This is a genomic window from Actinacidiphila sp. DG2A-62, from assembly GCF_035825295.1.
Taxonomy (GTDB): domain Bacteria; phylum Actinomycetota; class Actinomycetes; order Streptomycetales; family Streptomycetaceae; genus Actinacidiphila.
The window spans coordinates 4,309,486-4,322,412 of sequence record NZ_JAYMGI010000002.1 but is presented as its reverse complement, the minus strand read 5'-3'; the positions used below and the strand labels follow the sequence as shown (position 1 = coordinate 4,322,412).

The 12,927-nt window shown below is 73.0% G+C and carries 7 protein-coding genes and 2 CRISPR repeat arrays (1 of these 9 only partly in view); all 7 genes read left to right on the top strand.

Going from position 1 to position 12,927, the window contains the following annotated elements:
- The first annotated feature begins 775 nt into the window (after positions 1-775).
- Entirely contained in the window at positions 776-5,185 is a 4,410-nt protein-coding gene (gene casA / locus VSR01_RS19335; RefSeq protein ID WP_326450453.1) for a type I-E CRISPR-associated protein Cse1/CasA, read from the top strand.
- Between the two features lie 157 nt (positions 5,186-5,342).
- Positions 5,343-6,032, top strand: a complete 690-nt coding sequence (gene casB / locus VSR01_RS19330; RefSeq protein WP_326450452.1) for a type I-E CRISPR-associated protein Cse2/CasB — start codon at positions 5,343-5,345, stop codon at positions 6,030-6,032.
- Positions 6,033-6,133: 101 nt separating this feature from the next.
- Positions 6,134-7,375 (top strand): type I-E CRISPR-associated protein Cas7/Cse4/CasC, encoded by a 1,242-nt coding sequence (gene cas7e / locus VSR01_RS19325; RefSeq protein ID WP_326450451.1) that lies wholly within the window; start codon positions 6,134-6,136, stop codon positions 7,373-7,375.
- Positions 7,372-8,154, top strand: coding sequence for a type I-E CRISPR-associated protein Cas5/CasD (gene cas5e, locus VSR01_RS19320; protein WP_326450450.1), 783 nt, complete (start codon positions 7,372-7,374; stop codon positions 8,152-8,154). The genes cas7e and cas5e overlap by 4 nt, the downstream gene beginning before the upstream one ends.
- Positions 8,154-8,855: a type I-E CRISPR-associated protein Cas6/Cse3/CasE gene (cas6e, locus tag VSR01_RS19315; RefSeq protein WP_326450449.1), complete on the top strand. Its 702-nt coding sequence runs from the start codon at positions 8,154-8,156 to the stop codon at positions 8,853-8,855. Before cas5e ends, cas6e begins: the two co-directional genes overlap by 1 nt.
- A 7-nt stretch (positions 8,856-8,862) precedes the next feature.
- A complete protein-coding gene (gene cas1e / locus VSR01_RS19310) occupies positions 8,863-9,906 on the top strand; it encodes a type I-E CRISPR-associated endonuclease Cas1e (protein ID WP_326450448.1) in 1,044 nt (347 codons plus the stop codon).
- A 13-nt stretch (positions 9,907-9,919) separates the two neighbouring features.
- Positions 9,920-10,297: a type I-E CRISPR-associated endoribonuclease Cas2e gene (gene cas2e, locus VSR01_RS19305; protein ID WP_326450447.1), complete on the top strand. Its 378-nt coding sequence runs from the start codon at positions 9,920-9,922 to the stop codon at positions 10,295-10,297.
- 145 nt (positions 10,298-10,442) lie between these two features.
- A CRISPR array of direct repeats spans positions 10,443-10,715; the repeat unit is 29 nt.
- A gap of 373 nt (positions 10,716-11,088) precedes the next feature.
- Positions 11,089-12,927: direct repeats of the CRISPR family, unit length 29 nt; unit sequence GTGCTCCCCGCGCCCGCGGGGCTGTTCCC (it continues 143 nt past the right edge of the window).

Below are 12,927 nucleotides of genomic sequence, written 5' to 3'. Positions count from 1 at the left end.
TTCGCCCTCCCGCTCATTCGGCCGCTTTAGGCGGCTTGGACCCAGAAGGCGAACTGGATGCAGTGCGATATCAGCGGACTGCTACTGAACAAGGCGCTTCACCCCTTCGGGTGGTTCAGCCCTCCTGAGCGCATCCGGGGGCGACCCGCGCCGTTGACAGGTCAGAACAACAAAATCGGGCCGACCCCAGCGCCTCTCCGCGCCAGGAGAGGAAAGCTGCTGGGTCCGGCCCGATGACCCTGCCACCGTTGAAAGTCGACAGGAGCTCCGCCATGCTATCAAGCGGTTCGTATCAATGGGGCCGGCATGGCTCCCCGTGGCCTTGGCTGATCTTCATGATTTTGCTTGTCACCACGCCGCCACAAGGATCGACGCGTTCTTTGGTCGAACTGGGGATCGCTGGAGCCAGCGTCTACACAGTGCTGACCGAGGCGCAGGGCGGCCGCACGGTGTTGCGGCCATGAGTCCCAGGCTCCTCGTGCGGCCTTCGTCTGCGGCGTAAAGGCCCTTCTTCGGACGGCGGGGCTGCCTGGCCCCGATCGCCGCCGGGAGATGGCAAAAGGCGCCGCCGTCCGCTCGTAGTGATCAGAAACGATCGATTGACGTCATGTATGGACTTCGCTCACTGTCAGCACACGCGCTGTGGTCAAGTGCTGCCATGAACGGCACGTCACCCGCAGGGGCGCGGGTGTTCGAGGGGGTTTCGGGGGCCGCGCGCAGTGCGTGGGGGAAGCATGACCGGGACACGGAGGGGTGGCTGCCGCTGTGGCAGCACATGGCCGACACTGCCGCCGTGGCCGGGCGGTTGTGGGACGCGTGGCTGCCGGGGAACGTGAAGGCGCTGGTGGGGGACGCGCTGCCCGGCGGGACCGCGGACGGGCGGCGGTTGGCCGTGTGGCTGGCCGGGGTGCACGACATCGGCAAGGCCACCCCCGCCTTCGCCTGCCAGGTCGACACGCTGGCCAACACCATGCGGCGCCACGGCCTCGCCATGGCCTCCTTCGAACGGCTCCGCGAGGACCGCAAGTTGGCGCCCCACGGGCTGGCCGGCCAGCTCCTCCTCGCCGAGTGGCTGAGCGAACGGCACGGCTGGCCGAGCCGGACCGCCGGGCAGCTCGCGGTCGTCGTCGGCGGTCACCACGGCGTGCCGCCGGGCCACCAGCGCATCCACGACCTCACCCTGCACCCGGAGCTGATACGTACCCCGGGCGAGAGCGAATCCCTGTGGAAGAGCGTGCAGTTCGAGCTGATGGACGCCTGCGCGCGGATGGCCGGCGCCACCGACGACCTCGGCGCGTCGAAGCGCTGGAAGGACGTGAGCTGGAAGGACGTGAGCCGGAAGGACGTGAGCTGGAAGGACGTGAGCTGGAAGGACGTGAAGCTGCCCCAGCCGGTGCAGGTCACGCTGACCGCGATCGTCATCCTGGCCGACTGGATCGCCAGCTCCGCCGAGCTGTTCCCGTACGTCACCGCGGAAGGCACCGTACGCCCGCAGGAGGAGCGGCTGGAGGCGGCCTGGCGCGGGCTGGACCTGCCCGCCCCCTGGGCGCCGGACGAACCGCCCGGCACCGCCGCCGAGTTGTTCGCCGCCCGCTTCGACCTGCCGAAGGACGCTGCGATCAGGCCCGTTCAGGAGAACGCGGTAGCGATCGCGCGCGCAATGGACCCGCACGGCCTCCTGGTCATCGAAGCGCCCATGGGCGAAGGCAAGACGGAGGCCGCGCTCGCCGCGGCGGAGATCCTCGCGGCCCGCACCCAGGCGGGCGGCTGCATGATCGCCCTGCCCACCCGCGCCACCGGCGACGCGATGTTCACGCGACTGATCGACTGGCTGGACCACCTCCCCGCCGACGGGCCGCGCTCGGTGTTCCTGGCGCACGCCAAGTCCGCGCTCAACGACGCCTGGGCGGGCCTCGCTCGTAGGAGCAGCCGTACGATCGCCGCCGTCGACCTGGACGGCGGCGACGACTTCGACGGCCCGCAGGCGAAGAACCGCCGTCGTCCCTCCGGCCTCCAGGCCCACCAGTGGCTGCGCGGCCGCAAGAAGGGGCTGCTCGCGTCCTTCGCGGTGGGGACGATCGACCAGGTGCTGTTCGGCTCGCTGAAGAGCCGGCATCTCGCGCTGCGCCACCTCGCGCTCGCGGGCAAGGTCGTCGTGATCGACGAAGTCCACGCGTACGACGCCTACATGAGCACGTACCTGGAGCGCGTGCTGGAGTGGCTCGCCGCCTACCGCGTGCCCGTCGTGCTGCTGTCGGCGACGCTGCCCGCGGGCCGGCGCCGCGCGCTCGCCGAGGCGTACGCCGGGCATCCGGTGCCGGAGGCGGACGCGCCGGCCGACGCGTATCCGCTGCTCACCGCGGTCTCCCCGCAGGGGCGTACCGTCGTCGCGCAGCCGCAGGCCGCGTCGGGCCGGCGCACCGAAGTCCGTGTCGAGCCGTTGGACGACGACGTGGCGTGCCTGGTCGACCGCCTGGAGTCCGAACTCGCCGAGGGCGGCTGCGCCTTGGTGGTCCGGAACACCGTCGACCGCGTGCAGGAGGCGGCCGAGCGGCTGCGCGAGCGCTTCGGCGAGGACCGGGTGACCGTGGCCCACTCCCGTTTCGTGGCCGCCGACCGCGCACGCAAGGACGCCGAACTCCTCGCCCGTTTCGGCCCCAACGGCGACCGGCCGAGCGGCCCGCACATCGTCGTCGCCAGCCAGGTCGTCGAGCAGTCGCTGGACCTCGACTTCGACCTGCTGGTCACCGATCTCGCCCCGGTCGACCTGGTGTTGCAGCGGATGGGTCGCGTGCACCGCCACCGCCGGGCCCGGCCGCCCCGGCTGCGTACGGCCCGCTGCCTGGTCACCGGCGTGACCGACTGGGCCGCGAGCCCGCCGACACCCGCGCCCGGCTCGGTCAAGGTCTACGAGGGCCGCCACCTGCTGTTGCGCTCCCTCGCGGTCCTGCGCCCGCACCTGGACGGCCGGCCGCTGCGCCTGCCCGACGACATCAGCCCGCTCGTGCAGGCGGCGTACGGCGACGAGCCGCTCGGCCCCGGCGCCTGGGCTGCGGACCTGGACGAGGCCCGGCAGGCGTACCGGACGCTGCTCGCAGACAAGCGTCAGCGCGCCGAGGTCTTCCGGCTCGGTCCGGTACGCCGCGAGGGCCGGCCGATCATCGGCTGGATCGACGCGGGCGTGGGCGACGCCGACGACACCGCGGCGGGGCGCGCCCAGGTGCGGGACACCGACGACACCCTCGAGGTCCTGGTGGTCCAGCGGCGGAGCGACGGCACACTCCGGACGCTCCCCTGGCTGGACAAGGGCCGAGGGGGCCTCGACCTGCCGGAACACGCCGTGCCGACGCCGGCGGCGGCACGCGCCGCCGCCGCGAGCGCGCTCAACCTGCCCTGGCACTTCTCCAAGCCGTGGGCGGTCGACCGGACGATCCGGGAACTGGAGGCATTCGGTCCCGGGGCTTGGCAGGTCAAGGAAAGCCCGTGGTTGGCCGGGGAGTTGTTCCTGGTCCTCGACGAGGACGGCCGCGCCCGGCTGGGCGGCCACGACATCCGTTACAGCCCGACCGACGGGCTCCTCGTGGCACCCGAGGGTGCCGGCGACGTGAGAATGGTGGACGGTGTGCCCTCCTTCGACCTGGTCTCCCGGCCGTGGATTCCCGTACAGCGGCTGGACGGGACGACCGTCGAACTCTCGCTGCGGGACGTCTTCGCACAGGCCCACGGACTGCGGCGGCTCGTGGGCGACGTGCCCACGCAGGAGTTCGCCCTGCTGCGGCTGCTGCTCGCGGTACTTCACGACGCCGTCGACGGCCCGGCCGACATCGAGGACTGGGGCGAACTGTGGGAGTCCGGCGACCCCTTCGCCGCCGTGCCGGACTACCTCGACCGGCACCGGGACCGGTTCGACCTGCTCCACCCGAGCGAGCCGTTCCTCCAAGTCGCGGACCTGCACACCGAGAAGAACGACATCGGCCCGCTGAGCAGGATCGTCGCCGACGTCCCCAACGGCGATCCGTTCTTCAGCATGCGCCAACCCGGCCCCGAGCGGCTGGGGTTTGCCGAGGCCGCGCGCTGGCTGGTGCACGCCCACGCTTTCGACGTCTCCGGGATCAAGTCCGGTGCGGTCGGCGACCCGCGGGTCAAGGGCGGCAAGGGCTACCCGCTGGGCACGGGTTGGGCGGGCAACCTCGGCGGCGTCTTCGCCGAGGGGGACACGCTCAGGGAGACCCTGTTGCTCAACCTGGTCTCCGCCGACGACGAACTCCTCCAGGTCGAGAAGGACGACAGGCCGGCCTGGCGCCGACCGGCCCCCGACGCCCGCCCGTTGGTGTCCGACCCCGACGACCCGCGTCCGTCCGGCCCGCGCGACCTCTACACCTGGCAGAGCCGGCGCATCCGCCTGCACCACAGCGACGGCGAGGTGACCGGCGTCGTCCTGTGCTACGGCGACCCGCTCGCACCGCACGACCGGCACACCCGGGAGCCGATGACGGGCTGGCGCGACAGCCCCGCGCAGGCGAAGAAGCTGGGGCGCACCCAGGTCTACATGCCGCGCCAGCACGATCCGAACCGGGCCGCGTGGCGCGGCCTGGCGGCCCTCCTCGTCGACAAGGGCCAGGCACGCGACGGAGCCGAGCAGCGGCAGGGCGCGGCGACGACCCTCCCCCCGGGGATCGTCCGGTGGCTCGCACGGCTGGCGTACGAGGACTATCTGCCGCAGCGCCGCCTGCTGCGCACCCGCATCGTCGGGGCCGCCTACGGCACACAGCAGTCGGTCGTCGACGAGATCACGGACGACCAGATCCTGCTCCCTGTGGTCGTGCTGCACGAGGAACGACCGGCGTACGGCCGTGCCGCGGTCGATGCCGTCGCCGACGCGGACGAGGCGGTGCGGGCGCTCGGCCGGCTCGCCGGCAATCTCGCGCGGGCCGTCGGCTCCGACCCCAGCCGGCCTTCGCTACAGCCCGTGACGTGGGCTACGCGACGCTCGACGGCCCGTACCGGCAGTGGCTGGCCGGGCTGGGGGAGACGTCCGACCCGCAGGCGCACCGCGCGCAGTGGCAGGAGACGGTCGGCGCCCAGGTCCGGGCGCTGGGCCGCAGGCTCCTGGACGGCGCGGGTCCGGCAGCGGCCGAAGGCCGGTACGTGGACCTGCCGGACGGGGACGGCCGGCGCTGGCTGAACGACGCCCAGGCCGAACTGTGGTTCCTGGCAGGGCTGAAGAAGGTGCTCCCGCTGGCGCCGCGACCGGCCGCCGAACCGCTCGACGCCCCCGCCACCCCACACGACTCGACCGCTCACGACACCACCGCACACGACGCAGCGACGGAGCTAGCGCGATGACCACGAACACCGGGACGAGCACCAGTGGTTACGACCTCGTGGGCACCGCCGCCGACCGCTGCATCCGTAGACTTCAGTACGGCTACCGCGCCGACCGCCCGTCCGCGGTGGCGACCGTCGCCCGGCTGCGGCGTGGCGTCGGACGGCCCGCATACGACCTCCAGGACCTGTGGGGTCTGACCGGCACGGAGGAACTCGCCCTCGTCGTTGCCGAGTCCGCGTCCGACCCTTCGCAACGGCCAGATGAGGTGCGGGCGGACGAGGCCCTCCACCTGGCGATCACGCTCTGGGCACTGCACCAGCAGTCCCATCGCGACACCGACACCCACGTCCGCGGCTACGGACTCGGGCGCTCCGTGCGGCTGTTGACGGCGTCCGGGGCGGTGGCGCCGGAGGCCGGCGCGACGCCACAGGCCAGGGCCGCCGCCGAGCCGGAGATCGACGAGGCGGTGCGCCGGCGGTTCGTACGCGTCGGCACCGCGAGCACGCTCGACGTCCTCGCCCAGCGGCTGCGCGAGATCGTTTTGCTGCTCCGCAAGGACGCGATCCCGCTCGACTACGCACTCCTGGCCGACCAGCTCTACCGCTGGCAGCGGCCGTCCACGCAGGCCACCGTCCGGCGCACCTGGGGCCGGGACTTCCATACGGCGGGCGTGGTGCCCGCCACGCGCCCGCCGCAGGACTGAGCCCGCCCGCCCGGACGGGCCACTCGCCGACGCCTCGCAGGCGACCCCGCTCACGCCGACTTCGCTGCTCTCCACACCCTTACGCGACAGGACCCACCACCGTGACCCGAACCATCCTCGACATCCACATCCTCCAGACCGTCCCGCCCAGCAACATCAACCGGGACGACACCGGCTCGCCCAAGACCGCGGTCTACGGAGGTGTGCGCCGCGCCCGGGTCTCCAGCCAGGCATGGAAGCGCGCGACCCGCAAGGCGTTCGACGACCTCGTGGACCCCGCGGACCTGGGTGTGCGCACCAAGAAGGTCGCCGAAGCGCTCGCCGAGCGGATCACCGCCCGCGAGCCGGCCCTCGACACCGCGGCCGCTCTGGGGCTGGCGGCGGAGACGCTGCGCACCGCGACCGGCTCGAAGATCGACCCGCCCAAGCGCAAGGCCAAGGAGGGGGAGCCCGAACCGGCCCCGGAATCCTCGTACTTGATGTTCCTCGGCGCGCGCCAGCTCGACGCGCTCGCCGAGTTGGCGGTCAAGGGCAGTGAGGGCAAGGGCGACGTCGCGGTCCTCAAGGACTTCTTCAAGGACAAGGAGAACAAGGCGCTGGCGAAGCGGCTGGTCGACACCCGGCACTCCGTCGACATCGCCCTCTTCGGCCGGATGGTCGCCGACGGCCCGGACCTCAACGTCGAGGCGGCCACCCAGGTCGCGCACGCGCTCAGCGTGCACGCCGTCGACAACGAGTCCGACTACTACACGGCCGTGGACGACCGGAACTCCGACGCCGAGCCGGGCGCGGGCATGATCGGCGTGGTCGACTTCAACTCCGCGACGCTGTACCGCTATGCCGCGCTCGACGTGGACCGCCTGCACGCCAACCTCGGCGCGGGCCTGCGCGAGGACGAGCACGCGGCGGCACCGACGCGGCGGGCCGTGGAAGCGTTCCTGGAGGGGTTCATCACCTCGCTGCCCACTGGCAAGGTCAACACCTTCGGCAACCACACCCTGCCGTGCGTCGTCCTGGTCAAGCTCCGCTCCAAGCGGCCCATCAGCTTCGTGGCGGCCTTCGAGCGCGCCGTCGCGCCGCAGCGCCGCGAGGACGGCTTCGTCACGGAGGCGTGCCGCCGACTGGCCCGCCACGTACCGGAGTTGGAGGCGGCGTACGGCGTCGCGGACGGCGACGGCACCGGCACCTGGCTGGTACGCGTCGGGGAGGAGACCGAGCCGCTCGCCGCCCTGGGCGAGAGCCTCAGCATCCCCGAACTCGTCACCGCCGTCGGCGAAACGGTGGCGGGCCGCCTGATCAGTGCCGCCGAGGCGGGTTCCGATGCGCGGGAGCCGATCGCGTGAGCGTGCTCCTGCTGCGGCTGGCCGGCCCGCTGCAGGCGTGGGGTTCGGCCGCGCGGTTCGTCCGCCGCACCACCGAGAACGCCCCCACCAAGAGCGGCGTGCTCGGCCTGCTGGCCGCCGCGCAGGGCCGCGAGCGCGACGCCGACCTCTCCGACCTCGCCGCGCTGCGCTACGGCGTGCGGATCGACCAACCCGGCACGCGGATGCGGGACTTCCAGACCGCCCACCACTTCGACACGGACAAGGCGATGCCGCTGTCGGAGCGGTTCTACCTGGCCGACGCGGTGTTCGTGGCGGCCGTGGAAGGGGAGCCGGAGATCGTCGAGCGGCTCGACGCGGCTGTACGCGCTCCCGTCTGGCTGCCGTACCTGGGCCGCCGTTCCTGCCCGCCGTCCGCGCCGCTCGACCTCGGTGTGCGGGAGGACGCCGACCTCGCCACGGCGCTCGCCGAGGTCCCGTGGCAGGCGTCCGAGTGGTACCGCGCCCGCTACGGGACGCCGCGTGAACTCCCGCTGCTGCTCGACAGCGCGCCGGGCGAGGCTCCCGACCAGAGCTTCCGCGACGCGCCGATCACGTTCGACCCGCGGCACCGGCGCTATGCGCTGCGCGGTGTGGTGGCGTCCCGCGTCCCCAACCCGTCCGCGGACCGCGCGCCGGGCGGCGTACCGGGAGACGTACCGGGCGACGTACCGGAGGCCGGCGAACCGGCCGGCGTTCCGGATCAGCGGCCGGGCACCGCCGCCGACCACGACCCGACCTCGGCCCTGGGAGCCGTGTGATGTACCTGACCCGTTTCCGCCTCAACACCGCACGCCGCGAGGGACGCGCGCTCCTCGGATCGCCGCACCGCATGCACGCGGCCGTCGCGATGTCCTTCCCCGAACTTCCCACGCGGGACGGCGCCGGACCGCGCGTGCTGTGGCGCGTCGACCGCAACTCCGCCGCCGAGGTCGTGCTGTTCGTCGTCAGCCCGACGCGTCCGGACCTCACCCACCTGGTGGAACAGGCCGGTTGGCCGGCTGCGACGGACACGCCGGGCTGGCAGACCTTCGGCTACGGCTCGTTCCTCGACGGGCTGACCGCCGGCAGCACGTGGACGTTCCGCCTCACCGCCAACCCGGTGCACACCATCCGCCGCACCGACGACGAGCCGAGGAAGCGCACCGCGCACCTCACGGCCCGTCATCAGAAAGGGTGGTTGCTGGACCGGCAGGCGGCCTCGGGGTTCGCCGTCGCCGAGAAGCCGCCGTCCGCACGGCTGTTGGAGCACGGCGACGAACTCCAGCTCGTCGTACGGGACAAGCGCGAGCTGCGCTTCGCCAAGGCCGTCGAGCGCCGCACCGTCTCGCTCACCTCGGTCACGTACGACGGCCGCCTGACCGTCACCGACCCGGCCGCGCTGCGCCGCACGCTCACGCAGGGGCTGGGCAAGGCGAAGGCGTACGGGTGCGGGCTGATGACGCTGGCGCCCGTACGGTGAGCGCGCGGTGAGCACGGTCGGCAGGCGCGGGGCGGCGACGCCACGCGAACTCACGCGGGTCGGCGACCGGTTGTCGTTCGTCTACCTGGAACGATGCGTCGTCCACCGCGACCAGAACGCCATCACCGCGACGGACTCCGACGGCGTACGGCACATCCCGTCCGCGACGATCGGCGTGCTGCTGCTCGGCCCCGGCACCCGCATCACCCACCAGGCGATGAGCGTCCTCGGGGACTGCGGCGCCGGTGTGGTGTGGGTCGGCGAGCACGGCGTGCGGTTCTACGCGGGCGGGCGCGCGCTGACCCGATCGTCGGGACTGGTCGAGGCGCAGGCGACGGCCTGGGCGAACCCGCGGCGCCGGCTCGACGTCGCCCGCGCGATGTACCGGCTGCGGTTCCCCGACGCCGACCCGGCGGGCAAGACGCGGCAGCAACTCCTCGGCATGGAAGGGCGCCGCCTCCAGGACTGCTACCGGGCGGAGTCCGCGCGCACCGGAGTGCCGTGGCGGCGGCGGGAGTTCAACCGTGACGACTTCCTGGCGGGCGACCCGCCCAACCAGGGCATCACCGCGGCGGCCCAGTGCATGTACGGGATCGCGCACGCGGTCGTCGTCGCGCTCGGCTGCTCGCCGGGGCTCGGCTTCGTGCACTCGGGCCACGAGCGGTCGTTCGTCCTCGACATCGCCGACCTCTACAAGACGTCGGTGGCCATCCCGGCGGCCTTCGACGCGGCGGCGGACGGCCCGGACGACATCGCGTCGCGCACGCGGCGGGCCGTACGCGACCGCGTCAACAAGACGCGGCTGCTGGACCGTTGCGTGCGGGACATCAAGGACCTGCTCGGCTACGACGCGGCGCGCGAGGCGGCGGACGCGGCGGGCGGGGATCGGGTGACGCTCCAGTCCGACCGCGGGGTCCGGGTCGAGAGCGGGCGCAACCACGGGGGCGGCGGGTTGGGCGGGTTCGGCGGGGTCGGACCGGTCGGTCCGGGCGGCCCGGGTGATGACGCGGACGGTGACGCGGCCGATCCCGACGCGGAGATCATCTGGTGAGGGGCGTGGGCGTGTGACCGTTCTGATCCTCACCAACTGCCCCTCCGGGCTACGCGGGTTCCTGACCCGCTGGCTTCAGGAGATCTCGCCGGGCGTCTTCATCGGCACGCCGTCCGCGCGGCTGCGCGAGGTGATCTGGGCCGAGGTCCGCCAGTACGCCCACCAGGGCCGCGCGCTGCTCACGTACCAGACCGACACGGAGCAGGGGTACACCTTCCGCACCCACGACCACGCGTGGCACCCCGTCGACCACGAGGGCCTCACCCTCATCCACCGCCCTGCGCCCGGCGGTCCGGGCGGCCCCTCGCGTTCCCCGGCGGCGGGGTCGCCGCCGGCGACGGGCTGGAGCAAGGCGGCGAAGCGCCGCAGGTTCGGCGGCGGCAGCCGCTGATCCGGACCGCCCGGCGGGGCGCGAACCCGGCGGGCGGTTCGTGTTCCCGGGGCGCGGCCGACGCAGTGGAGGAGGCGAGATGTCCGAATCTCTCAAGCGGAGCAAAGTCCGCCGAGAGTCGCGCTAACGCCGCAGGTCAATGAGCGTGCTCCCCGCGCAGGCGGGGCTGGACCCAACTGGAGCTTCCCCAGCGGCACTGCGGTCTCGTGCTCCCCGCGCAGGCGGGGCTGGACCCGTGCCGCCCGGCGGCCTCGTGCCCGGCGGGCAGTGCTCCCCGCGCAGGCGGGGCTGGACCCTCCGTCTCGGAGTCCACGCCATGCCGAGGTCGGTGCTCCCCGCGCAGGCGGGGCTGGTCCCGGATGGAGCAGCAGCGCGAGAACCGCAGCCGCGTGCCCCCCGCGCAGGCGGGGCTGGACCCGCAGGTAGCCGGAACCCGAACGCGAAAAACTCAACGCCGTTTCCCGCGGCTACTTCACCCGCGGCCACTCTCTCTCCTCTACCGCAAATGGCCCAGCCAGCCCACCGCCAAGCCCCCGCTGGCTGCCGTCGAGCGTCAGTCTGGGGCTCGTCCTGCCGTCACCAGCGGCACCGGTCGGACTTCCCAACCGAGGCGCAGACCCTCTCCGCGTGAGAGGTTGAGCGGACATTGAGCAGATACCGATGGTAGGAAGGCGTATGGACTGGCAGCGCTAAGGAAGTTGCGCCGTTATGAACTTTTCAGGGGCTTTGTCGGAATCTCTCAAGCTGAGTAAAATCCGCCTAGCACCGCTCTAACGCCGCAGGTCAATGAGTGTGCTCCCCGCGCCCGCGGGGCTGTTCCCGTCTACGGCACCGTGCCCACCACGCTGCCGAAGTGCTCCCCGCGCCCGCGGGGCTGTTCCCGTCCCGGGGGGACCAGCAACATGTTCGGACTGTGCTCCCCGCGCCCGCGGGGCTGTTCCCGCGATCACGGGCACGTAGCCGAGGCCCTTGAGGTGCTCCCCGCGCCCGCGGGGCTGTTCCCTCGCCGACCTCGACGCCAAGCCCGGCACCGCCGTGCTCCCCGCGCCCGCGGGGCTGTTCCCTGCTCGAGCATGTCGACGACGGTGCCCTTGATGTGCTCCCCGCGCCCGCGGGGCTGTTCCCGAGCCGTCGGTGTAGTAGCTGGCCAGCAGTCCGTGCTCCCCGCGCCCGCGGGGCTGTTCCCACCACCAGGAGCACGTCGACGTCGGGGCCGACGTGCTCCCCGCGCCCGCGGGGCTGTTCCCGCGGTCCCCGGCGCGGACGGCAAGTGGATCAAGTGCTCCCCGCGCCCGCGGGGCTGTTCCCGTGACCGGCACGGCCGGGGCGGCGATGCTCATGTGCTCCCCGCGCCCGCGGGGCTGTTCCCATCCTCCGGTCCGCGAACCACGTCGCCCTGCTGTGCTCCCCGCGCCCGCGGGGCTGTTCCCTCACTACTGACGAGGTGGCCGATCGGGCACGCGTGCTCCCCGCGCCCGCGGGGCTGTTCCCTCCCACGGCACACGAGCGTGGAAGAGGTCGCTGTGCTCACCGCGCCCGCGGGGCTGTTCCCGGTCGGCCCCGAGGCGGTTCTCGACCTCGACGGTGCTCCCCGCGCCCGCGGGGCTGTTCCCACGAAGGCGAGGCCGGAGGTATTGAAGGACGAGTGCTCCCCGCGCCCGCGGGGCTGTTCCCGCCACCGGCGCCACCGCCGATCTGCGGTTCGTGTGCTCCCCGCGCCCGCGGGGCTGTTCCCACGCTGCGCGTTCGTGACCTTGCTGGGGGTGTGTGCTCCCCGCGCCCGCGGGGCTGTTCCCATGGGGTTCTCCTGCTTGGTCGAAGGTGAACGGTGCTCCCCGCGCCCGCGGGGCCGTTCCCGAGCCCGTGGTGTGGTCGACGGGTGCGTTCGAGTGCTCCCCGCGCCCGCGGGGCTGTTCCCCTGGCGTGCAGCACCCGCTCGATCGTCATGTTGTGCTCCCCGCGCCCGCGGGGCTGTTCCCAGGAGGAGATACGTGGTCCCGGCGTCGGCGCCGTGCTCCCCGCGCCCGCGGGGCTGTTCCCGCCGGACATCACATCACCACGCTCACCGGCGAGTGCTCCCCGCGCCCGCGGGGCTGTTCCCACGCACGTGTCGCACTTGGTGGCGCACTGGCGGTGCTCCCCGCGCCCGCGGGGCTGTTCCCCGGCTGTCGGGCACGGTGTAGATCTCGTCGGGGTGCTCCCCGCGCCCGCGGGGCTGTTCCCTCGCGGGCTTGGGCGACACTCAGACTGCGCACGTGCTCCCCGCGCCTGCGGGGCTGTTCCCCGGGATCAGGCTCGGCGCATGAAGGAGGCGTGGTGCTCCCCGCGCCTGCGGGGCTGTTCCCCGGAACCGGCCCTCGTCGGATGATGCCGCGGCGTGCTCCCCGCGCCTGCGGGGCTGTTCCCAACCCCCGCATGGTCGCGAGCGCGACGTGCGGGTGCTCCCCGCGCGCGCGGGGCTGTTCCCCGCAGCGGCGATCCGGCCGACGATCGCCTCTAGCGCTCCCCGCGCCCGCGGGGCTGTTCCCCGGCACGACGGGAGCCATCGGATTCGCCCAGATGTGCTCCCTGCGCCCGCGGGGCTGTTCCCGCCGTGGACAGCGGTGACATCGACTCCGCCGCGTGCTCCA